This window comes from Flavobacterium commune (genome assembly GCF_001857965.1).
GTDB classification, from domain to species: Bacteria; Bacteroidota; Bacteroidia; order Flavobacteriales; family Flavobacteriaceae; genus Flavobacterium; species Flavobacterium commune.
Map to the genome: position 1 here is coordinate 2,262,381 of NZ_CP017774.1, position 23,457 is coordinate 2,285,837.

Genomic DNA, 23,457 nt, shown 5'->3' on the forward strand with positions numbered 1-23,457 from the left:
TTAAACGATCTCTAAACTTTTAGCTTTGTTTACTAAATCAACTAAGTTAGTAACATTTAGTTTCGTTAATAAACGTAATTTATAAGTACTAATGGTTTTTTCGTTCAAACCTAAGATTTCTGCAATCTCGTGGTTTTTCTTTCCACCACTTAAATAACGTAAAACTTCTACTTCACGGTTAGAAAGTTTACGGTACAAACGCTCGCTTTTACTTTGTTTGGCAATTAAAGCCAGGTTTTTCTTAACCGTTTCATTCATGATAATTTTACCTTGATGAACTTTGATTATAGATTGTCCCAGAGTCTCTAATTTCTCTTTTTTATGAACATATCCGGAAACTCCAGCTTTGATGGCATTAGGAGCATAAATTTGTTCAGAAAGTCCACTAAAAATAATAATTTTAGTTTTAGGGAAATTCTTTAAAAGCGCTTTTACTTCAAAAATACTCGAAAGACCTTCAAGTTCTAAGTCTAAGACAAGAACGTCAATTTCTTTTGTTAAGAGTATATCTCTTATCATCAAAAAACTACCAACATTGGCAGTAATTGATATGTCTGAATGGTCTTTGAAGTACGACTTTACTCCAAAATGCACTACCGGAAAATTATCGGCTAGACAAACTTTAATCATGATTTTTTTTTTTTTAGGGTTGTTTTTTTGTGTGAATTATATATATAAATTTAAGTAAAAAAAAGCAATAATACTATTTTTTATAGATAAAATAGTATTAAATCCGATTAATTACACAAACTGGTATTGGATTCATCTTGTGTTGGTTGATTGTGTTGAGTTTTTTGTAGATTTCAAACACCTTTTTTTCTCTTTCAGAGTAATTGTTTTGGGGGTTTTTATTCTCATCTTCGAGCATTGCCCATTCTAATTCGTCATAAGTGGCACCTAATTGTTGCTCATCGGTTTTTTCATCTCCAAATAAACCATCTGAAGGTTGAGCTGTTAAGATAGAATTAGGGACTTGTAAATATTCGGCTAAAGCAAAAACATCTGATTTCATTAAATCGGCAATCGGACTTAAATCGACACCGCCATCACCGTATTTAGTGTAGAAACCTACGCCAAAGTCTTCTACTTTATTACCGGTTCCTGCAACTAATAGTCCATGAACTCCTGCATAATAATATAAGGTAGTCATTCTTAATCGTGCGCGGGTGTTGGCTAAGGTTAGATTAAGTTTGTTTTCTTCAAAGTTGGCAGGAACTTCTTTTTTAAAAGTTTCAAATACAGCTGTTAAGTCAGTGTGTACACTACTCACATTAGAAAAACGCTTCTTAAGTTGTTCAATATGCTCTTTAGCGCGGCTTACATGACTGACATGTTGGTGGATTGGCATTTCAACACATAAAACCTGAAGTCCGGTTTGAGCGCATAAAGTAGAGGTTACAGCCGAATCTACACCGCCTGAAATTCCTACTACAAAACCATTAACTTTTGTGGTTGTTGCATAAGATTTTAACCAATTGACAATCTGAGTGTTTACCTGATCAACTTTTAGAGTGCTTTTTTTAGTCATAAATAGTTCAAATTTTAAGCATCAGGAACGTATCTTTGCATCAAATTTTCGTTAACATACTGGTTGTTCCTGTTATAATGCTGCAAATTTAATTAAAATAAAATGAAAACTTGTGTATTTTCCTTAGTTCTATTGTTCTTTTTTTTGTCATGTGAGACTAAAAATAAGACAGAAAAAGCAGTAGAGGCTATTTCGGTTGATTTAAAAGTGGTACGATTTGATAAAATATTTTTCGAAACCGCTCCTGAGGATCTGCCAAAGATTAAAAAAGAATTTCCTTTTTTCTTTCCGACCGGAAATGATGCTGCTGTTTGGTTAGAAAAAATGCAAAATCCTCTTTGGCGTGAATTGTATAGTGAAGTTCAAAAAAAGTTTTCCAATTTTGATTTGTATAAAGCAGAATTAGAAGGGGTTTTTAAGCATATAAAATACAATTTTCCTAAAACAGTTACGCCTAAAGTATATACTATTGTAGCTGAAATGGATTATAATAATAAGGTGATTTATGCTGATAGCTTATTGATTATTTCGCTTGAAATGTATCTGGGGAAGGAACATAAATTTTATCAGTTTCCGAATTATTTAAAACAAAATTTCGAACCCAGACAAATGATGCCTGATGTTGTAGAAAGTTTTGCAAGAAGACAAATCCCGCCAAGCATAGAAAAAAACTTTTTGGCGGCTATGATTTATTCCGGAAAGCAATTGTATTTAAAAGATAAATTGTTGTCAGAAGATTATACTGATGCGGATAAAATAGGTTACACAGCTGAGCAATTGTTGTGGTGTCAGGAAAACGAGAGTTATATGTGGCGTTATTTTATTGAAGATCAATTGCTGTATAATGATGATCCTAAGTTGATTCCTAGGTTTATTAGTCCAGCGCCTTTTTCTAAATTTTATTTAGAAATTGATAATGAGTCTCCGGGTAAGGTAGGAGCCTGGATTGGTTGGCAAATTGTGCGTTCGTATATGAAAAATAATGAAGTATCTTTGCCGCAATTAATGCAGATGAGTGCAAAAGAAATTTTTGAAAAATCAAATTATAAACCTAAGAAATAATGTCAAATACAAATAAATCAGAAATAAATTTCCTGGTAGAATTAGATGAAAACCGTGTTCCGGAAAAATTATATTGGACGGCAAAAGATGGTGGAATTGAATTAGAAGAGTCGAAAGCAATTATGTTGTCAGTTTGGGATAGTAAGGCTAAAGAAAGTATGCGTATTGATTTATGGACTAAAGATATGCCTGTAGATGAGATGAAAATTTTCTTTCACCAGACTTTAGTGGCAATGTCGGATACTTTTCACCGTGCAACCGGTGATGAAAAAATGTCAGCAACGATGAAAGATTTCTGCGAGTATTTTGCAGAGAAATTAGAGTTGACAAAATAATTGACACTATCCCAAAAAGTGTGTAAGTTGAAAAGTTAAGGCTTCGTTTTTATAATCGGAGCCTTTTTTCAAATATAAGGGTAAATTGGTTTAAAACAATTCCCCAATTTTGAATAGGCATTGACCATTTTTTGGTCGCTTCTCTTAAAGCCAAAAATACCGATTTTAATACAGCATCATCTGTTGGGAACGACATTTTATTTTTAGTGTATTTTCTAATTTTTCCGTTTAAGTTCTCGATTAAATTTGTTGTATAAATGATTTTTCTAATTTCAATTGGAAAATCAAAAAATACGGTCAATTCATCCCAGTTATCTCGCCAGGATTTAATTGCATAAGAATATTTGGATTCCCATTTGTCTGCAAAATCGTTTAAAGCCAACTCTGCTGCTTGTTTTGTTGGAGCGTTATAAATATGTTTCATATCGGCAGTAAATTGTTTTCGATCCTTCCAAACGACATATTTACAAGCATTTCTAATTTGATGAACCACGCAGATTTGTGTTTGAGATTCAGGGAAAACACTTCGGATTGTTTGAGTAAATCCATTTAAATTATCGGTAGCTGTAATAAGTATATCTTCAACGCCACGGGCTTTTAAATCAGTCAAAACACTCATCCAAAAGCTACTGCTTTCATTCTTACCAAGCCACATTCCTAAAACATCTTTTTTACCATCTCTGTTAAGCCCTACAGCTAAATAAATAGTTTTATTGATAACTTTCGAACCTTCTCTAACCTTAAAAACAATACCATCCATCCAAACAATTAAATAAAGCTCTTCTAGTGGCCTGTTTTGCCAAGTAACTACTTCATTTGTAATTGTGTTGGTAATACGTGATATAGTCGAAGAAGACACTTCAAAATCATATACCTCCTTGATCTGTTCTTCAATATCACTAACACTCATGCCTTTAGCATAAAGTGAGATGATGACATTTTCAATACCTTGGGCTATATTTTCTCTTTTAGGAACAAGCAGGGGATTAAAGGAAGAATCTCTGTCACGAGGAACTTTGATTTCTTGTTGACCAAAAGAGGTCTTTATTTTTTTAGTTCCGTGTCCGTTGCGATAATTACCCTTAGTGGTTTTATCGTGTTTTTCATTGTCTAAATGAGCATCAAGTTCGGCTTCGAGCATATGTTCAACAGCTCGTTTGTGCATCGTTTGAAAGAATGAGGTTAAATCTTCTGCATTCTTGAAGGATTTATAGAAATCCTTGTTGTTTAATAAGTCGTCTTTGTCAATCATAATTATGTAAGGTTAAAAATAACAAAAAGTTATTTCCGAAAAATATTTTTGAGCTTTTTAAAGGAGCTCAAATATTTTTCAGAATAACTTTTCAACTTACACAGTTAGTGAGACACTACCAAATAATTTTTGAAAAACTCTAATAGAAAAATCCCAAATTCCAATTTTAATATCTTGGAGTTTGGGGTTTTTTATTTTAAACGTTTGGAATTTGGATTTGTATCCTGATACCTATCGGGATTGGAATTTAAAATCCACCACTGTTGTTTTTGAAAATTTCCTGATTGACTTCGTCTATGTAATTTAGGACTTCTTCTTTGCCGGTGCCTTCAGTTGATGAGGTTACAAAATAAGGAGGCATTTCAGCCCAATGGTTAGCAAACATTTGTTTTTTGTAGGCTGCAACATGAGAGTCAATTTTTACCTTACTGATTTTATCGGCTTTGGTGAAAATGATGCAGAAAGGAATTTCGCTTTCGCCCATATAATTCATAAATTCAATGTCGATAGCTTGTGCTTCATGGCGAATATCAATCAATACAAATGCGCAGGCTAATTGCTGTCTTTTTTCAAAATAATCAGTAATGAATTGTTGAAAAACAGATTTGGTTTTCTTTGAAACCTTAGCATAACCATAGCCGGGTAAATCAACCAGAAACCAATTGTTGTTAATTAAAAAGTGATTAATTAATTGTGTTTTTCCTGGTCTTCCTGATGTTTTGGCTAATTTTTGTCGGTTGGTCAACATATTTATTAATGAAGACTTGCCTACATTAGACCTGCCTATAAAAGCATATTCGGGCAAAAAGTCCTTAGGGCATTTGCTTACGTCTGAGTTGCTAATTACGAATTCGGCGGTATTGATTTTCATGTTTTTTTAATATAAAAAAAGCTGTTTTATGCCGAAGCTGCTTTTAAATTAGTTTTTGTCAGCCATTCTTCAAGTAATTTATTGAATTCATCAGGATGTTCCATCATGGCTGCGTGACCGCATTGGTCAATCCAGTACAAGGTTGAATTAGGTAATAATTTGTTGAATTCTTGGGCTACATCAGGAGGGGTAACTTTGTCATTTTTTCCCCAAATGATACAAGTCTGAACGTGCATTTTAGGTAAATCCTTAGCCATATTGTGACGAATGGCACTTTTAGCAATGGTTAAGGTTTTGATTAATTTTATTCTGTCGTTTACTGTTGCGTAAACCTCGTCAATTAACTCCGGAGTGGCAATTTTTGGGTCATAAAATACGTCTTCCGCTTTTTTCTTGATGTATTCATAGTCACCGCGTTTTGGGTAGCTATCGCCCATTGCGCTTTCATAAAGTCCTGAGCTTCCTGTTATTACTAGTCCGGCTACTTTTTCAGGATACATTTTAGTGTGGTACAAAGCGATGTGTCCTCCTAATGAATTTCCTAAAAGTATTACACGGTCAAAGCCTTTGAAGGTAATAAAGTCTTTTACGTATTTTGCAAAAGCTTTTACGTTAGTTTTTAGTAAGCTTTGAGTGTATATGGGTAAGTCCGGAATAACAATTTTGTATCCTTTGTCAGAGAAGTAACGAGCTACGCCATCAAAGTTGCTTAGGCCTCCCATTAAGCCATGTAAAATGACAATTGGGGTTCCTTCTCCTGCTTCATAATAGCTGTATCTGCCTTCTTTTTTATAGTTTTTTTCCATGCTTTTGGATGCGAATTTCAATTTCGACAAATATAGGATATAATCAGTTAAAAAGAATTTTTGAAAACATTTTTTGAGTATAATCTATAAGTCTTTATAGTGTTGAAGGTGTGTTTTTGTGTTTATGTTGTTGAATGTCTATGGTTTTTTTATGGGATTATAATGCTTTTATGCTTTAAGAAATAAATTGTTTTTAAGAGTGGTTTTTCGAATTGAATTATGCTCTTGTTAAGAAATGCTCTTTTGGCTAATGTTCTGATTGTCTAAAAATTAAAGGGTTTTGGTTTGAAGTGGGTAAACTTATCAACAAAGTGGTAGAAAGTGGTAAAAGGTGGTAAAATTTTTTATATTTTTGCTCTATATCATTTAAAGCTATTCTTTTGAATACAATTGTTGGAACATATGAGTGTAAAGTTGATGCTAAAGGGAGGGTTTTGTTACCTGCTCCTTTGAAAAAGCAATTGGCGACCTCTCTTCAGGACGGTTTTGTTTTGAAGCGTTCTTTGTTTCAGCCTTGTCTGGAGTTGTATCCAATGGAAGAATGGAATTTGATGATGCAAAAAATCAATAAGCTTAATCGATTTGTTAAGAAGAACAACGACTTTATCCGCAAGTTTACTGCTGGTGTCAAGGTAGTTGAGATTGATGCTTTGGGGCGTTTATTAGTGCCTAAGGATTTGGTGAATTTTGCCAGTATAACTAAGGATGTTGTTTTTTCGTCTGCGGTGAATATTGTGGAAATTTGGGATAAGGATTTGTATGAGCAGTCAATAGATGATGGAGTTGATTTTGCAGATTTGGCTGAAGAGGTAATGGGTAATATAAATGACAACAACGATGGAATATCATAATCCGGTTTTGCTAAAAGAAACAGTAGATGGTTTAAATATTAAGCCAGACGGAGTGTATGTAGATGTGACTTTTGGTGGAGGTGGTCATTCGAAAGAGATATTAAGACGATTAGGGCCTAACGGGAAATTATTTGCCTTCGATCAGGATGAAGATGCACTTGCTAATGCACTACCTGATGAGCGATTTGTATTGATTAATGAAAATTTTAGACATATAAAACGATTCCTTCGTTTTCATGGTGTGAGAAATGTTGATGGGATTTTAGGTGATTTAGGAGTTTCTTCTCATCAGTTTGATGTGCCGGAAAGAGGATTTTCAACCCGATTTGATGCAGGTTTGGATATGAGAATGAGTCAAAAAAACGATCTTAATGCTTATAAAGTAGTTAATGAGTATGATGATGCTAATTTAAGAAGGGTTTTTTATGATTATGGTGAATTGAAAAATGCACCTGCTTTATCAAGAACCATTATTGAAGCCAGAGTGCACAGACCAATAAAAACTACTGATGAATTAAAAGAAGTTTTGGCGAAATATTTACCTGAAAGAGTTCGAAATAAAGTATTGGCTCAAATTTATCAGGCGATTCGAATTGAGGTGAATCAGGAGATGGATGTTTTAAAAGAATTTTTAGAACAATCATTAGAAATTTTGAATCCGGGAGGACGATTAAGTGTGATTTCGTATCATTCTTTAGAAGACCGTTTGGTGAAAAGATTTATAAAAAACGGCATGTTTGAAGGAGAACCTGAACGTGATTTTTTTGGCAATTTTTCGGTTCCGTTTAAAACTATTGGAAAATTAATTGTTCCTGAAAACGAAGAGATTAAAGTGAATAACAGAGCAAGAAGTGCCAAGTTAAGAATTGCCGAAAAAAAATAAAGATAACAAATTAACACCCAGTCTCCCTCTTCTTTGGAGAGGGTTGGGGAGAGGAAAATATGAAAACGAGTATTTATAATCTGTTAAAAGCAAGGTTTTTAATCGATGATGATGCGATAAAAAATTGGCGTTTTATTGTTTTTTTGATTGTTCTGGCAATAATTATGATTGCAAATACACAGCGATACGAACAAAAAGTATTTAAAATAGCTGAATTAACTTCAGAAGTAAAAGAATTGCGCTCAGAATTTGTTGACAGACGTTCGGAATTAATGAAGTTACGAATGGAGTCAACCGTTTCTGAAAAGATGGTAGAAAAAGAAATTTTCCCATCTACAGTACCTCCGGTAAAGATAAAAGTGAAGAAAGAAGAAGAAAAAAGTTTCCTTAAGAAATTATGGCAGTAGATGATAAACACATATCGTACCGAATCTATCTGGTTGCTTGTGCTATCTTTTTGATGGCAATAGGAATTGCTGTTAAGTTGACTAATATTCAATGGGTCGAAGGAGAGTATTATAGAGAATTAGCAAAGGAAAGAACGGTTCGAAATTTTGTTATTCCTGCTAATAAAGGAAATATTTATTCTGCCGATGGAAGTTTGTTGGCTACTTCAATCCCAAAATACATTATCCGCTTTGATGCTTTGGCTCCAAAAAAAGAAGCTTTCGAGCAAAATGTGAATGCTTTGGCCGATTCATTAGCTACTGTTTTAGGGAAATCAGCAGGTTTTTATCAAAATGAACTCAGAAAAGCAAGAGCTAATAATAATCGTTATTATTTAGTTGCCAGGGATCTAAGTTATACCGATTATATGAAAATAAAGAGTTTTCCTTTATTTGAATTAGGGGCTTATAAAGGCGGAATTATAATCGAACAAAAAACAGTACGCGAGCATCCTATTGGTAAAATTGCCGAAAGAACCATTGGGTACGAAAGAAAATACCAGGTAGGACATTCGGATGGAAAAGGAATTGAATGGGCTTACAGAGATTATTTGAATGGTAAAGATGGAAAAATTCTGAAGCAAAAAATTGCTAAAGGACAATGGAAACCTATCAGAGATTTGAATGAGGTTGACCCTCAGGATGGCTACGATGTGATTTCTACAATAGATGTTTACATTCAGGATATTGCACACCACGCTTTATTGAAACAATTAGAAGATTATCAGGCCGATCATGGTTGCGTGGTGGTGATGGAATCGCATACGGGGCAGGTAAAAGCTATTTCTAATTTAGGAAGAGCTAGCGATGGAACCTATTATGAAACAACTAATTACGCAGTAGCCGAATCGCATGAACCGGGTTCTACTTTTAAATTAGTTGATTTAATGACTATTCTGGAAGATAAAGTTGCCGATACCAGTACGGTTTATGATACCAAAGGAGGAGAAATAAGGTACTCGGGTAAGGCAGTGAGGGATTCTCATAAAGGAGGTTATGGGAAAATTTCTTTAGGAAGAGGTTTCGAATTATCTTCAAACACCGTTTTGGTTCAGGCAGTATATGATAATTATAAAAACAATCCGTCCAAGTTTGTCAATCGAGTGAATTCTTATGGATTGAATAAACGATTGAATATGGATTTTAAAGGAGAAGGACGTCCGTTTATCCCACAACCTACGGATAAAAATTGGTCTAATATTTCATTGCCTTGGATGGCTTTTGGATACGGGGTTTCGGTTACGCCAATGCAAACCTTAGCTTATTATAATGCGGTGGCTAATAATGGAGTGATGGTAAAACCACAATTTGTTTCTGAAATTAAAGAATGGAACAGAACCATCAAAAAAATGGAGCCGGAGGTTATTAATCCTAAAATTTGTTCGCGAGAAACACTTTTAAAAGTAAGAGCTGTTTTGAAAAATGTAGTTAAACGAGGAACAGGTTCAAAATTATATTCTAAGGATTTTTCTATGGCAGGAAAAACCGGAACAGCTCAGGTAAATTACGGAAAACGTGACGGTTCAGGCTTGTATTATGCCTCTTCTTTTGTGGGGTATTTTCCAGCGGATCATCCTAAATATTCTTGTATTGTAGTGGTTCATAAGCCTAATACATCCAATAATAATTATTATGGTGCCGATGTGGCAGGTCCTGTTTTTAAACGAATAGCCCAAAAGATTTTCACCGAAGTACCTTCGACAAATGAAATCAAAAAACTGGATAGAAAGATTCCAAAACAGGAGAAAAATTACAACGAATATTATGCTAAACTCCAAAAGAATCAGCAATTAATTCCTAATGTTAAAGGGATGCCGGGAATGGATGCCATTGCTTTGCTGGAAAATTTAGGAATGAAAGTGAGAACCAGTGGAATGGGAAAGGTTAAAAAGCAATCGTTACAGGCAGGACAAAATATTATAAAAAACACTACCATAACTTTAGAATTATTGTAGCCTCAACTAAGCTCTTCATCAAAGAGAGTGAAAAATGAAAGATATGAGTAAATTATTAAAAGACATATTATATAAAGTAGCAATCGAAGCGGTTCACGGATCGACAGATGTTGTTATCGGGAAATTGGATTTTGATTCCAGAAAAATCGGAGCCAATGATGTGTTTGTTGCTATTCGTGGTTCTATTTCCGATGGTCATGATTATATTCAAAAAGCAATCGATTTAGGAGCTAAAGCAATTATATGTGATGCTTTTCCGGAGCAATTTGCTAGTGAGGTTACTTATGTTCAGGTAAACGATACCAATAAGGCATTAGCTTTTATGGCTGCTAATTATTTTGGAAATCCATCCGAAAAATTAAAATTAGTTGGAATTACGGGAACTAATGGCAAGACAACTATTGCTTCTTTATTATATCAATTATTTAAAAAAGCAGGATTCAAAGTGGGCTTGCTTTCTACAGTAAAAATATTGGTCGATGATGTGGAATTTAAAGCTACGCACACCACACCTGATTCTATTACGATCAATCATTTTTTGAATGAAATGGTCAACGCCGGTATTGAGTATTGTTTTATGGAAGTGAGCTCCCATGGAATTCACCAAAAACGCACCGAGGCATTACATTTTACAGGAGGTGTTTTTACTAATTTATCACATGACCATTTAGATTATCATCCGACTTTTGCAGAATATAGAGATGTTAAAAAATCGTTTTTTGACAATTTACCAAAAACTGCTTTTGCTATTTCGAACATTGACGATAAGAATGGAGCGGTGATGATGCAAAATACGCTAGCTAAAAAACGTACTTATGCACTGAAATCCTATGCTGATTATAAGGCTCAAATTTTAGAGAATTTATTGTCAGGTTTGTTGCTTAAAATTGATGGCAACGAAGTTTGGGTAAAACTGATAGGTGTTTTTAATGCTTATAATTTGTTGGCAATTTATGCAACTGCTATCGAATTAGGTTTGGATAACTTGGAAACACTTCGTTTGTTGTCCGAATTGGAAAGTGTTTCCGGAAGATTCCAATACATTGTTTCTGATTCTAATGTTACTGCTATTGTGGATTATGCACATACTCCTGATGCTTTAGAAAACGTGTTGAAAACCATCAATGAAGTGCGTACTAAGAACGAACAACTGATAACTATTGTAGGTTGTGGAGGAAACAGAGACAAGGCGAAGCGACCAATTATGGCTGAAATTGCATCTGAATTGAGTAACAAAACCATTTTAACATCTGATAATCCAAGGGACGAAGACCCGGAAGTGATTATTGGAGAAATGGAAGCGGGAGTCCCACCACAAAATCATAAAAAAGTTTTTGCTGTAACCGATCGAAAACAAGCTATAAAAATTGCTTGCCAATTGGCTCAGCCCAATGATATTATTTTAATTGCAGGAAAAGGACATGAAACCTATCAGGAAATCAAGGGTATTCGTACTCATTTTGATGATATGGAGATTGTTAAGGGAATTTTAGAAGAACTACATAAATAGTGAAATTATGCTGTATTATTTATTTGATTATTTCAACAAAACATTGAATATTTCTGGAACAGGAGTTTTTCAATACATCACTTTTAGATCGGCATTAGCTTTTATTCTTTCGTTGTTGTTGTCAACAATTTATGGAAAAAGAGTCATTCGCTTTTTACAAAAACAGCAAGTAGGCGAGACTATTAGAGAACTCGGTTTGCAAGGGCAGAATGAGAAAGCAGGAACTCCTACTATGGGAGGATTGATTATCATTTTTGCAACCTTAATTCCTGTTTTGTTGTTTGCCAAATTGCATAATATATATATCGTTTTGTTGATTGTGACTACCTTATGGATGGGAACAATTGGTTTTGTAGACGATTATATCAAGATTTTCAAAAAAGACAAACAAGGATTAAAAGGAATTTTTAAGGTTTTTGGTCAGGTTGGATTAGGTTTGATTGTGGGAAGTGTGTTGTATTTTAATCCACAAGTAACCGTTCGAACTGATACCGGAAAAACCGATGTTTTTAAGCAAACAACTGCAGCCGTTATAGTGCCAGCCGGTATTGAGGAAAAATCTACAGCAACAACAATTCCTTTTTTCAAAAATAATGAGTTTGATTATGCTGAAGTTTTGGCATGGACAGGCGAAGGTTATGAAAAATGGGCTTGGTTGGTTTTTATTCCGGTAGTAATTTTTATTATCACGGCGGTTTCTAACGGTGCTAATTTAACTGACGGTATCGACGGACTAGCGGCAGGGACTTCCGCTATTTCGGTACTGGCACTCGCCATTTTTACATTCGTTTCGGGAAATATTATTTTCTCTAATTATCTCAACATTATGTATATCCCTAATTCGGGAGAAATGACGGTTTTTATTGCTGCTTTTGTTGGGGCACTCATCGGATTTTTATGGTACAATTCCTATCCGGCTTCGGTTTTTATGGGAGATACAGGAAGTTTAACTATAGGAGGAATTATCGCGGTATTAGCAATTGCTGTTCGAAAAGAATTATTGATTCCATTATTATGCGGAATATTCCTTGTAGAAAATTTCTCAGTGGTTTTACAGGTGAGTTATTTTAAATATACCAAGAAACGTTTTGGCGAAGGCCGAAGAATTTTTCTGATGTCGCCATTGCATCATCATTATCAAAAGAAAGGTTATCACGAAAGTAAGATTGTTACCCGATTTTGGATTGTGGCCATCATGCTGGCGATACTTTCCATTGTTACCTTAAAACTAAGATAAGATGAGATTAGTAGTATTAGGCGGAGGCGAAAGCGGGGTTGGAACAGCAATCCTTGGAAAAGAAAAAGGATACGATGTTTTTGTGTCTGATTTTGGAAAGATAAAAGAAAATTACAAAGAAGTTCTTATAAAAAATGGTATTGATTGGGAAGATGAAAAACATACAGAATCCCTTATTCTGAATGCCGATGTGGTGATGAAAAGCCCGGGGATTCCTGAGAAAGCACCCATAGTAAAAAAGCTGGTCGAAAAAGGAATACCAGTAATTTCTGAAATCGAATTTGCTGCTCCTTTTACTAAAGCAATTACGATAGGAATAACAGGAAGTAACGGGAAGACAACTACTACGATGTTAACCTATCATTTGCTAAAATCAGCGGGATTGAATGTAGGACTGGCAGGGAATATCGGGAAAAGCTTTGCTGAACAGGTTGCCGAAGATAAGTACGATAGTTACGTGCTGGAGTTGAGTAGTTTTCAGTTGGACGGAATCATAAATTATAAGCCGCATATAGCCATTATAACCAATATTAGTCCGGATCATTTAGACCGATACGATTATAAATATGAGAATTATATTGATTCGAAATTTAGAATAACAATGAACCAGACCGAAGAGGATTATCTCATTTATGATGCAGATGACGAAGCAATTTCAGAATGGTTACAAAAGAACAAAACAAGAGCAAAATTAATTCCTTTCTCATTGACAAAAACATTTGAAGAAGGAGTCTTTATAAAAAATAACAAAATGGAAGCAATAATCAATCAAGAGGAATTTCAAATGGAAACAGCAGCAATTGCCTTGGAGGGAAAACATAATTTTAAAAACGCCATGGCAGCAACTTCTGTAGCTAAATTGATGCAAATTAGAAAAGCAACAATTCGCGAAAGTTTATCAAATTTTCAGGGTGTAGAACACCGTCTTGAGAAAGTATTGAAAATCCAAAATGTGCAATACATCAACGATTCGAAAGCAACTAACGTAAACGCTACTTTTTTTGCTTTAGACAGTATGAATACACCAACAGTATGGATCGTTGGAGGTGTTGATAAAGGAAATGATTATAACGAATTGATGGCATTGGTTCGCGAGAAAGTAAAAGCTATTATTTGTTTGGGAGTTGAGAATAGAAAAATTATTGATGCTTTTGGTAATGTGGTGGATGTAATGGTTGAAGTAGGCACGATGACCGAAGCCGTAAGAATGGCACAACACATTTCAGAAAAAGGAGATACTGTTTTATTGTCGCCAGCCTGCGCTAGTTTTGACTTGTTTGAAAACTACGAAGACAGAGGAAGACAATTTAAAGATGCGGTGCATAATTTGTAAAAAAAGCTAGAAGTTAGGAGATGGAAGCTGGAAGTGTATATGTTTCAAAATTCAGAACCCATGCACCATAACTTATAACTCACAACCCATAACTTAAAAACGATGAAACAACTAATTAGCAGTTTAAAAGGGGACAAAGGGATTTGGTCATTTGTGGCCTTATTGGCCCTGTTTTCCTTTATGCCTGTTTTTAGTGCCAGTAGTAACCTGGCTTATTTGGGTCATGGAACAGGAAATACCTTAGGGTATTTATTAAAACATCTGATACATATTTGTTGTGGTTTTGCAATTATTTATGCGGTACACAATGTTCCGTATCATTATTTCCGGTCTATTTCTAAATTGTTACTACCTGTAGTTTGGGTGGTTTTAGGGATTACAATGATAAAAGGAACAGTGATAGGCGGAGCCAATGCAAGTAGATGGCTCCAAATTCCGTTTGTAGGTTTGTCATTTCAGCCTTCTGCCTTTGCAGCTTTGGTTTTGTTTGTGTTTGTAGCACGTTATTTATCAAAAACAAGAACAGAGCCGATAGACTTTTTAGAGTCTTTAAAGGAACTTTGGTTGCCTGTTTTTATTACGCTAATGTTAATCCTGCCTTCGAATTTTTCAACCACAGCTTTGATTTTTTCAATGGTTGTAATGTTAGTATTCATAGGGAGGTATCCAATAAAATATATCGGAATTATTGTAGGTTCAGGAATAGTTTTTCTTAGTTTTTTCTGGGTATTGTCTAAAGCTTTTCCAGATGCTAAATTGTTTAGCAGGGTTAGAACATGGGAAAGCCGAATTGAAAATTTTAGTACCAATAAGCCTGATGAAGATGATTACCAAATAGAGAAAGCCAAAATTGCCATTGCATCTGGAAAAATATATGGATTAGGTCCGGGGAAAAGTGTTCAGAAAAACTTTTTACCACAATCTTCTTCCGATTTTATTTATGCCATTATCGTTGAAGAATATGGATTGATTGGTGGTTTAGGGGTTTTGTGTTTGTATTTGTTGTTGCTTTTTCGATTTGTAATTGCTTCGCATAAGGCCAATACGCTTTTTGGAAAATTAGTCGTCATTGGGCTCGGTTTTCCAATGATTTTTCAGGCGATGATTAATATGGCAGTTGCTGTAGAATTATTACCTGTTACAGGACAAACGCTTCCGTTAATAAGTAGTGGAGGAACTTCTATCTGGATGACTTGTATCGCATTGGGAATCATCATTGGTGTAACCAAAAAAGAAGAAGAAATAGAACAAGAACAAAAAGATGCTGCCAGAAGAGAAGAAGCGCTTCAAAGACTGATTGATGCTGAATTAGCTGCCGAAGAGCAACAACAGAAAGAGTCTTATTCGATAGAAGATAAAATGACTAATCCAATGAATGCCGTTTTAAATAAATAGATTGATAGCAATGAAACAGTATAAATTCATATTAAGTGGCGGAGGAACCGGGGGACATATTTATCCTGCAATTGCAATTGCCAATGAATTAAAATCGCGATTTCCGGATGCGGAGTTTCTATTTGTAGGAGCTCAGGATAAGATGGAAATGCAAAAAGTACCGCAAGCAGGATATGCTATCAAAGGTTTGTGGATTGCCGGATTGCAAAGAAAATTGACTCTACAGAATGCTATGTTTCCATTGAAATTAATTAGCAGTTTGTGGAAATCCAGAAAAATAATAAAACAGTTTAAGCCCGATGCGGTTATAGGAACAGGTGGTTTTGCAAGCGGTCCTTTGTTGCAAATGGCAAATATGCTTGGTATTCCAACATTGATTCAGGAGCAAAATTCATTTCCGGGAATTACCAATAAATTGTTGAGTAAAAAAGCCAATGCTATTTGTGTGGCTTATGAAAATCTGGAACGATTTTTTCCAAAAGAGAAAATGATTCTGACAGGGAATCCTGTTCGTCAGGATTTGATTGCTATTGAAAGCAAAAGAGCAGCAGCAATTGAATATTTTAGATTGGATACCAATAAAAAAACGCTTTTAGTTCTTGGTGGAAGTTTAGGTGCCAGAAGAGTCAATCAGTTAATTGAAAAAGAACTGAAAAATATACAGGCTCAAGACGTTCAGATTATCTGGCAATGTGGGAAGTTGTATTTCGAGGATTATAAAAAATACAATTCGGAGAATGTTCAGGTGGTTGCTTTTATTGAAAAAATGGATTTTGTTTATGCTGCCGCCGATATTATTATTTCGCGTGCTGGAGCTTCTTCGGTATCGGAATTGTGTATTGTGGGGAAACCAGTCATTTTTATTCCATCGCCTAATGTAGCTGAAGATCATCAGACAAAAAATGCAAAAGCCATTGTCGATAAAAAAGGAGCGCTTTTAATCAAAGAATCTGAATTAGATACCGAGTTTAGTTTGGTTTTTGAAGCTTTGTTGAAAGATCCGGAAAAACAAAAGCAGTTGAGTGAGAATATAAAAGAACTCGCGTTGCCAGAAGCAACAAAGCAAATTGCCGACGAAATTGTGAAATTGATACAATAGCAATGATAATTGTCAATAATAATGGCAATAGCAAAATAGAAATAAAAATAATAACACAATAGTAACTCAGTTTTGATTTTTTGACAATTGATATTGTTATTGAAATTAACATTGAAACATTATTGAAATTGACATTGAAAATGAATCTAAATCAAATACATAACGTTTATTTTATCGGTATCGGTGGTATTGGTATGAGTGCTTTGGCGCGCTATTTTAAGTATATCGGGAAACAGGTTTCCGGTTATGACAAAACACCAACGATTTTAACTAATGAGCTAATCGAAAGTGGTATTGCTATTCATTTTGATGATGATATCAATTTAATACCTAAGGATTATTTTGTCGAAAATACCTTGGTGATAATTACGCCAGCAGTTCCAAGAACCCACTCCGAGTGGAATTATTTTTTAGAGCGTGATTATCAGGTTAAAAAAAGAGCCGAAGTTTTAGGAATTATTACTAAGGATACTTTTTGTTTTGCAGTGGCTGGAACCCACGGAAAAACCACTACATCTAGTATTTTGGGACATATTTTACATGAAAGTGGTGCAGATGTTACGGCTTTTATTGGCGGAATTGTAGAGAATTACAATTCGAATTTAATAGGAAGCGGGAAAACCGTAACCGTTGTTGAAGCTGATGAATTTGACCGTTCGTTTTTGCATTTGCATCCCAATATTGCCTGTGTGACTTCAATGGATGCCGATCATTTGGATATTTACGGAACTAGCGATGCTATAAAAGAATCGTTTACTGAGTTTGCAGATAAAGTAGAGGATAAATCTAAATTGTTTATTACGACTGATTTGCCACTTTCAGGAATTACTGTTGGAGTAAATGAGGAAGAAGCGGTTTACAATGCTTTTAATATTAGAATAGAAGACGGAAACTATGTTTTTGATGTTAAAACACCTGCTGGAGTTTTAAAAGATTTTCGTTTTGGACTACCAGGAAGACATAATTTGATGAATGCTTTAATGGCTTTTGCAATGGCAGTAAATTTCGGCACCCCAACCGATGCCATTGCAAAAGCCTTAGCTTCATTCCAAGGAATAAGAAGACGTTTTTCGTATCAAATTAGAACTGAAAACCTGGTTTATATTGATGATTATGCACATCATCCTACTGAGATAAATGCGGTACATCAGGCGGTTAGGGAATTGTATCCTAACAAAAAAGTATTGGCAGTTTTTCAGCCGCATCTTTTTAGCAGAACCAAAGATTTTGCAGATGATTTTGCAAAAAGTCTTTCTCAGTTTGACGAAGTGTTATTGATGGATATTTATCCGGCACGTGAGTTGCCTATGGAGGGAGTAACTTCGGACTGGTTGTTGTCTCTGATAGAAAATCAGAATAAAAAATTAGTTTCAAAAGAAGATTTGATAGCAACTATGTTGAAAAGTGATGCTCCGGTTATGGTTACAATTGGAGCTGGTGATATTGGTGAAATGGTGGGAGCAATTAAAAACGCTTTAAATGAAAAAAATATTTAATTGGACAAACATCAGATTAATCCTAATGTTAGGATTGGTTGTTTTTCTTTTTTCGTTTACTTCAAAGCGAAATGAAAAGCGAAAATTAGCAAAAATAGCTGTTGTTTTTGTAGGAGAAAACAATCTTTTTATCAAGGAAGAAACGGTTAATAAATTGTTAATAGAAAATATGGGCGACCCATTAGCTATTGAAAAAGATAAATTAGATTTGAATAAGCTGGAAGGAAAGCTGAATTCAAATGCGATGATTGACGAATCAGATGTTTTTGTAAGTATTGATGGTGTTCTGAAAGCGGTTGTAAAGCAAAAGACTCCTGTGGCTAGAGTGATTAATGGTTCAGAATCTTTTTATGTTGATTATAAAGGTGGTAAGATGCCGCTATCGGATAATTTCACAGCTAGAGTTCCACTTGTTTCGGGGGATATAAATAGAGGGGGTAACGAAAAATTGGCTCGTTTGTTTCGTGTGATTTATGAGGATGATTTTTTGAAAAAAAACATCATTGCTATAGAGATTATGCCTAATGCTAGCTTAAAAATGTTCAATAGGAATTACGATTACCAGATTGATTTTGGTAGTATGATGAATTTTGAAACGAAATTTAAAAATTATAAAGCCTTTTTTCAAAAAGCAGTTTTAGATAGTACGTTATATAAATATAAAAAGATTGACCTCAGGTTTACAAAACAAGTAGTTTGCACTAAATAATAGAAAATGGAAAAAGAGAATATTGCAGTAGGTCTAGATATAGGGACAACCAAAATCGTTGCCATGATAGGCAAGAAAAATGAGTATGGTAAGTTAGAAATTTTGGGAGTTGGAAAATCCAAAAGTCTAGGTGTGGCTAGAGGAGTGGTTAATAATATTACACAAACCATTCAATCTATTCAGCAAGCAATAAATGATGCGGAAACAAATTCAGGTTATAAAATTAAAGATGTTGTTGTAGGGATTGCAGGACAACACATCCGTAGTATTCAGCATACCGATTACATCAGCAGAAGTAATCCGGAAGAAGTAATTGGTGGAAATGACATTCAATTACTAATTGATCAGGTTAATAAATTGGCCATGTTGCCAGGGGAAGAAATTATTCACGTTTTACCTCAGGAATTTAAAATAGATGGACAATCTGAAATAAAAGAACCAATTGGGATGTATGGTGGAAGGCTAGAATCCAGTTTCCATGTTGTAGTAGGTCAGGCTTCGTCTATACGTAACGTAGGGCGTTGTATTCAAAGTTCTGGTATCGAATTGTCAGGGTTGACTTTAGAGCCATTAGCTTCATCTGATGCGGTTTTGAGCCAAGAAGAAAAAGAAGCTGGAGTTGCCTTAATTGACATCGGTGGAGGAACAACTGATTTGGCCATTTTTAAAGATGGAATTATTCGTCATACCGCAGTAATTCCTTTTGGAGGAAATGTAATTACTGATGATATCAAAGAAGGCTGTTCTATTATAGAAAAACAGGCTGAATTGTTGAAAGTTAAATTTGGTTCAGCTTGGCCAGGAGAAAATAAAGACAACGAGATTGTTTCTATTCCGGGATTAAGAGGAAGAGAGCCAAAAGAGATTTCGTTGAAAAACTTGTCCAAGATTATTCACGCCCGTGTGGTGGAAATAATTGAGCAGGTTTTTACAGAAGTAAAAGCTTATGGTCACGAAGATCCAAGAAAAAAACTAATTGCTGGAATTGTACTTACTGGTGGTGGTGCTCAATTGAAACACATCAAACAATTAGTAGAATACATTACAGGAATGGACACCAGAATTGGATATCCTAATGAGCATTTAGCAGGTAATTCAGACGAAGAGTTTTCTAGTCCATTGTATGCAACTGCAGTTGGATTAGTAATGAATAGTATTTGTAATAATACGCAGAGTGCGATAAGAAAAGAAGAAGTAGTTCCTCAAAGAACTGTTTATTATCGTGAGCCGGTTGTGGAAACGGTAGAGCGATTTGAACCGGAAGTAGAAGAGGTACAAACGCAAGTACCGGTTTATTCTAAAAATGAAGAGTCAACAGGAGAAAAGATTAAGCGATCTTTCTTTGATCGTTATGTTGATAAGATTAAAGACTTTTTAGATAACGCAGAGTAGTAAGATAGAAGAGAATAAAGCACAAAAAATATATAAATATCAAAAACCAAATATTATGACGAGCAACTCAGAATTTGGAAGTATTTCATTTGATTTACCAAAAAATCAATCAAATGTAATCAAAGTAATAGGTGTAGGTGGAGGCGGAAGTAATGCTATCAACCACATGTTCAAGCAAGGAATCAAAGGAGTTGATTTCATTGTGTGTAACACTGATTCACAAGCACTGCAAAATAGTGGTGTTCCTAATAAAATTCAATTGGGTGTGAACCTGACTGAAGGTCTTGGTGCCGGAGCTAATCCAGACGTAGGACAACAATCGGCTATAGAAAGTATTGCCGATATCGAAAAGATGTTGGATCGCGGAACTAAGATGGTTTTTATCACAGCCGGAATGGGTGGAGGTACCGGAACTGGTGCTGCGCCTGTAATTGCTCAACTGGCTAAAGAAAGAGAGATTCTTACCGTGGGTATTGTAACCTTGCCGTTTACTTTTGAAGGAAAGGTGCGTCAGGAACAAGCACTTATTGGAATTGAAAAATTACGTAAACAAGTTGATTCTTTAATTGTTATCAATAATAACAAATTAAGAGAAGTGTATGGAAATCTTGGTTTCAAAGCAGGATTCTCAAAAGCCGATGAAGTTTTGGCAACAGCCTCAAGAGGAATTGCCGAAGTAATTACACATCACTATACTCAAAATATCGATTTACGTGATGCTAAAACCGTATTAGCTAATAGTGGAACGGCTATCATGGGTTCGTCTGTTGCTTCAGGAGAAAACAGAGCTAAAGAAGCTATTATTGCTGCTTTAGATTCTCCATTATTAAATGATAATAAAATTACAGGAGCCAAAAACGTATTGTTGCTCATCGTTTCTGGATCTAATGAAATTACCTTAGATGAAATTGGTGAAATCAATGACCACATTCAAAGTGAAGCGGGTTATAATGCTAATATCATCATGGGAGTTGGTGAAGATGAATCATTAGGTGATGCAGTTGCTGTAACGATCATTGCTACTGGATTTGATATTGAACAACAAAACGGAATTGTAAATACAGAGCCTAAAAAAATCATTCACAGTTTAGAGGATGAGCAAAAAATTGTTCACAATTTAAGTAGTACTCCTGTTGCTAGTTTTGATTTAAGTACTGATAAACCGGTAACTAATACAGCTGAAGAGCGTGTAGTTTTCGATTTAGTTGACGAAGAGGAAGAAGAAGTAGTTGCTGTTGTTGCTCCAGCTCCTGTTGTTCCGGTTGAGGGAAACGAAGAATTGATGGCGATATCTGAATTTATTAAAAATATAGATGTTACTTTCGAAATTGTTTCTCCTATAAAAGAAGAAGAGTTTACATTTTCTGCACCAAAAGTAGAAGAAGTAAGACAAGCAGTTCAGCCAATTGTTGAACAACCAAAAGCAATCGAAAAGCAAGAACAAACTTCTATTTCATTTGATTTGCCTCTTTTTAAAGCCGAGCCAGTTCAGGAAAAAGAAGAAAAAATCTTATTCGAATTGACAAATGAAACTAAAGAAATCAAAGTAAACCAAGCGGTTCAATTTGTATCTGTAACAGAATTGTCTGATAACGGGGTTATCAAATATTCTTTGGAAGAGTACATGGAAGCTGAGAACGAATTAGCTAAACCAGTTGCAAAAGTGGTGGAAGAAGTAATTCCTGAGGAGTTGAATATTACAATGAAAAAAGTAGAATTAGCTCCGGAAGATTTTTCTAATGCAGAAGATATTTCTCCTATCGAAATGACAATTGAAGAAACTTTACGTTTAAGAGCTGACGAAAGAAGAAAGAAATTAAAAGAGTTTAATTATAAGTTTCATAATAACGTTTCTAAGATTGATGAGTACGAAAAAGAACCAGCTTACAAAAGATTAGGTATCGATATTTCGAATAATCAAATGAATAATGCTAACTCAAGAATCTCTGTTGGAACAGATAGTAATAACGATTTACAATTGCGTTCTAATAATTCTTATTTGCATGATAATGTAGATTAGTGAACTTAATTTAATAGATAATAACCCGAAAATTGCATTTAATTTTCGGGTTATTTTTTTTACCTTCGCACGGAGTTTGGGTCAAAGAGAATGCTTCTTAAAGCTGTTTTATCTTATCAAATTCGATTTCAATTAAATATCAAACTAGCAGTATTGCTTATTAATAAAATAGACAAATGAGTTTATCAGTAAAAATCATGGATGAGATGAAAACCGCCATGAAAGCTAAAGATACAGTAGCTTTAGAATCATTAAGAGCAATAAAATCAGAATTGCTTTTAGCTCAAACGGCTTCTGGTTCTAAAGAAGAAATTTCAGAAGAAGAAGAAATTAAATTATTGCAACGTTTGGTGAAAACCCGTAAAGAAAGCGCAAGAATTTTTACTGAACAAAATCGTGCTGATTTGGCTGAACCTGAATTAGCTCAGGTAGCTGTAATCGAAAAGTTTTTACCGGCTCAATTGAGTGAAGCTGAAATTGAGGCTGTAATTGCTAAAATTATTGCTGAAACTGGAGCATCTGGAATTGCATCTATGGGTAAAGTAATGGGATTAGCTTCTGCTCAATTAGGAGGGACTGCCGAAGGCAAAACGATTTCTACTATAGTAAAAAAATTATTAGTCTAAAATCATAAATCTAAAATAAATTTGGCTGCGTAGTTCAACTGGATAGAATATCAGATTTCGGCTCTGAGGGTTGCAGGTTCGAACCCTGCCGCGGTCACTTTTTTTGTAGCTTCAAAAATAATCAGGATAATTTGATTGTTTTTGAAGCTTTTTGTTTTAAAATAGAAAAAGTCAATCTATAGTAAAAATCAATTTTCAGTAAACTATGAAATATTATGTATATGTTTTGGAAAGTGAAATTCATGGGAGGTTATATAAAGGTCAGACATCTGATATTGATAAACGTATAAAAGAACATAATTTAGGAAAAACAAAATCTACAAAAGGATATAAACCTTGGAGATTAGTTTATTTTGAGGTTTATGAAACAAGAGAAGAAGTATTAGAGCGTGAAAAATATTTTAAGACAGGAAGTGGAAGGGCTTTTTTGAAAGAGAAATTACAAAAGAAATGACCAGTTGGATTTAGTTTTGTTAGTCAACTGAATACCTGTCTGCCTATAGGCAGTGAATATCAGATTTCGGCTCTGAGGGTTGCAGGTTCCCCGCCTGCCGGTCGGGCAGGGAACCCTGCCGCGGTCACTTTTTTTATAGCTTCAAAAATAATCAGGATAATTTGATTGTTTTTGAAGCTTTTTATTTTAAATTGTAT

At 34.7% G+C, this 23,457-nt stretch carries 22 protein-coding genes and 1 tRNA gene; 18 read left to right on the top strand and 5 right to left on the bottom strand.

The annotated features are described in order from the left end of the window. Together BIW12_RS09630 and nadE are read right to left on the bottom strand one after the other, a co-directional pair. Window positions 1-630 carry a response regulator transcription factor gene (locus tag BIW12_RS09630; RefSeq protein WP_071184926.1) on the bottom strand — a complete coding sequence of 210 codons (630 nt, stop codon included), beginning with the start codon at window positions 628-630 and terminating at the stop codon, window positions 1-3. 97 nt (window positions 631-727) lie between these two features. Further along, complete coding sequence (gene nadE, locus BIW12_RS09635; protein WP_071184927.1) at window positions 728-1,528, bottom strand: NAD(+) synthase; 801 nt, start codon at window positions 1,526-1,528, stop codon at window positions 728-730. A gap of 102 nt (window positions 1,529-1,630) precedes the next feature. On the opposite strand from nadE, the gene gldB reads away from it, so the two are divergent. Both gldB and gldC read left to right on the top strand, forming a co-directional pair. After that, on the top strand, window positions 1,631-2,590 hold the full coding sequence (gene gldB, locus BIW12_RS09640) for a gliding motility lipoprotein GldB (protein WP_071184928.1): 960 nt from the start codon (window positions 1,631-1,633) through the stop codon (window positions 2,588-2,590). Beyond that, the gene (gldC, locus tag BIW12_RS09645) at window positions 2,590-2,925 is read left to right on the top strand and encodes a gliding motility protein GldC (protein WP_071184929.1); all 336 of its coding nucleotides are present in this window, start codon (window positions 2,590-2,592) and stop codon (window positions 2,923-2,925) included. The genes gldB and gldC overlap by 1 nt, the downstream gene beginning before the upstream one ends. Before the next feature lie 49 nt (window positions 2,926-2,974). On the opposite strand, the gene BIW12_RS09650 is transcribed toward gldC, so the two are convergent. From BIW12_RS09650 to BIW12_RS09660, 3 genes are all read right to left on the bottom strand, one after another. Then, a complete protein-coding gene (locus BIW12_RS09650; protein WP_071183980.1) occupies window positions 2,975-4,177 on the bottom strand; it encodes an IS256 family transposase in 1,203 nt (400 codons plus the stop codon). A 247-nt stretch (window positions 4,178-4,424) separates the two neighbouring features. Further along, on the bottom strand, window positions 4,425-5,048 hold the full coding sequence (gene yihA, locus BIW12_RS09655) for a ribosome biogenesis GTP-binding protein YihA/YsxC (RefSeq protein ID WP_071184930.1): 624 nt from the start codon (window positions 5,046-5,048) through the stop codon (window positions 4,425-4,427). A gap of 26 nt (window positions 5,049-5,074) precedes the next feature. Beyond that, entirely contained in the window at window positions 5,075-5,854 is a 780-nt protein-coding gene (locus BIW12_RS09660) for an alpha/beta fold hydrolase (protein ID WP_071184931.1), read from the bottom strand. 380 nt (window positions 5,855-6,234) lie between these two features. On the opposite strand from BIW12_RS09660, the gene mraZ reads away from it, so the two are divergent. The 16 genes from mraZ to BIW12_RS09740 all read left to right on the top strand — a co-directional run bounded on the left by mraZ (window position 6,235) and on the right by BIW12_RS09740 (window position 23,260). Next, window positions 6,235-6,705 carry a division/cell wall cluster transcriptional repressor MraZ gene (gene mraZ / locus BIW12_RS09665; RefSeq protein ID WP_071184932.1) on the top strand — a complete coding sequence of 157 codons (471 nt, stop codon included), beginning with the start codon at window positions 6,235-6,237 and terminating at the stop codon, window positions 6,703-6,705. Further along, window positions 6,680-7,588: a 16S rRNA (cytosine(1402)-N(4))-methyltransferase RsmH gene (gene rsmH / locus BIW12_RS09670; RefSeq protein WP_198033412.1), complete on the top strand. Its 909-nt coding sequence runs from the start codon at window positions 6,680-6,682 to the stop codon at window positions 7,586-7,588. Before mraZ ends, rsmH begins: the two co-directional genes overlap by 26 nt. A gap of 59 nt (window positions 7,589-7,647) precedes the next feature. Further along, window positions 7,648-7,995: an FtsL-like putative cell division protein gene (locus tag BIW12_RS09675; protein WP_071184933.1), complete on the top strand. Its 348-nt coding sequence runs from the start codon at window positions 7,648-7,650 to the stop codon at window positions 7,993-7,995. Beyond that, window positions 7,986-9,989, top strand: a complete 2,004-nt coding sequence (locus tag BIW12_RS09680; RefSeq protein WP_071184934.1) for a penicillin-binding protein — start codon at window positions 7,986-7,988, stop codon at window positions 9,987-9,989. Before BIW12_RS09675 ends, BIW12_RS09680 begins: the two co-directional genes overlap by 10 nt. Before the next feature lie 43 nt (window positions 9,990-10,032). Next, complete coding sequence (locus BIW12_RS09685; protein WP_071186288.1) at window positions 10,033-11,499, top strand: UDP-N-acetylmuramoyl-L-alanyl-D-glutamate--2,6-diaminopimelate ligase; 1,467 nt, start codon at window positions 10,033-10,035, stop codon at window positions 11,497-11,499. Window positions 11,500-11,506: 7 nt separating this feature from the next. Next, a complete protein-coding gene (mraY, locus tag BIW12_RS09690; protein WP_071184935.1) occupies window positions 11,507-12,736 on the top strand; it encodes a phospho-N-acetylmuramoyl-pentapeptide-transferase in 1,230 nt (409 codons plus the stop codon). A gap of 1 nt (window position 12,737) precedes the next feature. Then, a complete protein-coding gene (gene murD / locus BIW12_RS09695) occupies window positions 12,738-14,069 on the top strand; it encodes a UDP-N-acetylmuramoyl-L-alanine--D-glutamate ligase (RefSeq protein WP_071184936.1) in 1,332 nt (443 codons plus the stop codon). Window positions 14,070-14,171: 102 nt separating this feature from the next. After that, complete coding sequence (locus tag BIW12_RS09700) at window positions 14,172-15,464, top strand: FtsW/RodA/SpoVE family cell cycle protein (RefSeq protein ID WP_071184937.1); 1,293 nt, start codon at window positions 14,172-14,174, stop codon at window positions 15,462-15,464. A gap of 10 nt (window positions 15,465-15,474) precedes the next feature. Next, a complete protein-coding gene (gene murG / locus BIW12_RS09705) occupies window positions 15,475-16,563 on the top strand; it encodes an undecaprenyldiphospho-muramoylpentapeptide beta-N-acetylglucosaminyltransferase (RefSeq protein ID WP_071184938.1) in 1,089 nt (362 codons plus the stop codon). A 140-nt stretch (window positions 16,564-16,703) separates the two neighbouring features. Further along, the gene (gene murC / locus BIW12_RS09710; protein ID WP_071186290.1) at window positions 16,704-18,059 is read left to right on the top strand and encodes a UDP-N-acetylmuramate--L-alanine ligase; all 1,356 of its coding nucleotides are present in this window, start codon (window positions 16,704-16,706) and stop codon (window positions 18,057-18,059) included. Then, the gene (locus BIW12_RS09715) at window positions 18,043-18,768 is read left to right on the top strand and encodes a cell division protein FtsQ/DivIB (RefSeq protein WP_071184939.1); all 726 of its coding nucleotides are present in this window, start codon (window positions 18,043-18,045) and stop codon (window positions 18,766-18,768) included. Before murC ends, BIW12_RS09715 begins: the two co-directional genes overlap by 17 nt. 6 nt (window positions 18,769-18,774) lie before the next feature. Then, window positions 18,775-20,160 carry a cell division protein FtsA gene (ftsA, locus tag BIW12_RS09720; RefSeq protein ID WP_071184940.1) on the top strand — a complete coding sequence of 462 codons (1,386 nt, stop codon included), beginning with the start codon at window positions 18,775-18,777 and terminating at the stop codon, window positions 20,158-20,160. Window positions 20,161-20,215: 55 nt separating this feature from the next. Then, window positions 20,216-22,180, top strand: a complete 1,965-nt coding sequence (gene ftsZ, locus BIW12_RS09725) for a cell division protein FtsZ (RefSeq protein ID WP_071184941.1) — start codon at window positions 20,216-20,218, stop codon at window positions 22,178-22,180. Between the two features lie 176 nt (window positions 22,181-22,356). Further along, on the top strand, window positions 22,357-22,806 hold the full coding sequence (locus BIW12_RS09730; protein ID WP_071184942.1) for a GatB/YqeY domain-containing protein: 450 nt from the start codon (window positions 22,357-22,359) through the stop codon (window positions 22,804-22,806). A 23-nt stretch (window positions 22,807-22,829) separates the two neighbouring features. After that, window positions 22,830-22,903: transfer RNA gene (locus BIW12_RS09735), tRNA-Arg, on the top strand. A 108-nt stretch (window positions 22,904-23,011) separates the two neighbouring features. After that, window positions 23,012-23,260 (top strand): GIY-YIG nuclease family protein, encoded by a 249-nt coding sequence (locus BIW12_RS09740; protein WP_071184943.1) that lies wholly within the window; start codon window positions 23,012-23,014, stop codon window positions 23,258-23,260. Window positions 23,261-23,457: the final 197 nt, after the last annotated feature.

Excerpts from the sequence above, each read along its gene's own strand:
- BIW12_RS09630 (WP_071184926.1), bottom strand. The coding sequence starts at position 630 with ATGATTAAAGTTTGTCTAGCCGATAATTTTCCGGTAGTGCATTTTGGA.
- nadE (WP_071184927.1), bottom strand. The coding sequence starts at position 1,528 with ATGACTAAAAAAAGCACTCTAAAAGTTGATCAGGTAAACACTCAGATT.
- gldB (WP_071184928.1), top strand. The coding sequence starts at position 1,631 with ATGAAAACTTGTGTATTTTCCTTAGTTCTATTGTTCTTTTTTTTGTCA.
- gldC (WP_071184929.1), top strand. The coding sequence starts at position 2,590 with ATGTCAAATACAAATAAATCAGAAATAAATTTCCTGGTAGAATTAGAT.
- BIW12_RS09650 (WP_071183980.1), bottom strand. The coding sequence starts at position 4,177 with ATGATTGACAAAGACGACTTATTAAACAACAAGGATTTCTATAAATCC.
- yihA (WP_071184930.1), bottom strand. The coding sequence starts at position 5,048 with ATGAAAATCAATACCGCCGAATTCGTAATTAGCAACTCAGACGTAAGC.
- BIW12_RS09660 (WP_071184931.1), bottom strand. The coding sequence starts at position 5,854 with ATGGAAAAAAACTATAAAAAAGAAGGCAGATACAGCTATTATGAAGCA.
- rsmH (WP_198033412.1), top strand. The coding sequence starts at position 6,680 with ATGACAACAACGATGGAATATCATAATCCGGTTTTGCTAAAAGAAACA.
- BIW12_RS09675 (WP_071184933.1), top strand. The coding sequence starts at position 7,648 with ATGAAAACGAGTATTTATAATCTGTTAAAAGCAAGGTTTTTAATCGAT.
- BIW12_RS09680 (WP_071184934.1), top strand. The coding sequence starts at position 7,986 with ATGGCAGTAGATGATAAACACATATCGTACCGAATCTATCTGGTTGCT.
- BIW12_RS09685 (WP_071186288.1), top strand. The coding sequence starts at position 10,033 with ATGAGTAAATTATTAAAAGACATATTATATAAAGTAGCAATCGAAGCG.
- mraY (WP_071184935.1), top strand. The coding sequence starts at position 11,507 with ATGCTGTATTATTTATTTGATTATTTCAACAAAACATTGAATATTTCT.
- murD (WP_071184936.1), top strand. The coding sequence starts at position 12,738 with ATGAGATTAGTAGTATTAGGCGGAGGCGAAAGCGGGGTTGGAACAGCA.
- BIW12_RS09700 (WP_071184937.1), top strand. The coding sequence starts at position 14,172 with ATGAAACAACTAATTAGCAGTTTAAAAGGGGACAAAGGGATTTGGTCA.
- murG (WP_071184938.1), top strand. The coding sequence starts at position 15,475 with ATGAAACAGTATAAATTCATATTAAGTGGCGGAGGAACCGGGGGACAT.
- murC (WP_071186290.1), top strand. The coding sequence starts at position 16,704 with ATGAATCTAAATCAAATACATAACGTTTATTTTATCGGTATCGGTGGT.
- BIW12_RS09715 (WP_071184939.1), top strand. The coding sequence starts at position 18,043 with ATGAAAAAAATATTTAATTGGACAAACATCAGATTAATCCTAATGTTA.
- ftsA (WP_071184940.1), top strand. The coding sequence starts at position 18,775 with ATGGAAAAAGAGAATATTGCAGTAGGTCTAGATATAGGGACAACCAAA.
- ftsZ (WP_071184941.1), top strand. The coding sequence starts at position 20,216 with ATGACGAGCAACTCAGAATTTGGAAGTATTTCATTTGATTTACCAAAA.
- BIW12_RS09730 (WP_071184942.1), top strand. The coding sequence starts at position 22,357 with ATGAGTTTATCAGTAAAAATCATGGATGAGATGAAAACCGCCATGAAA.
- BIW12_RS09740 (WP_071184943.1), top strand. The coding sequence starts at position 23,012 with ATGAAATATTATGTATATGTTTTGGAAAGTGAAATTCATGGGAGGTTA.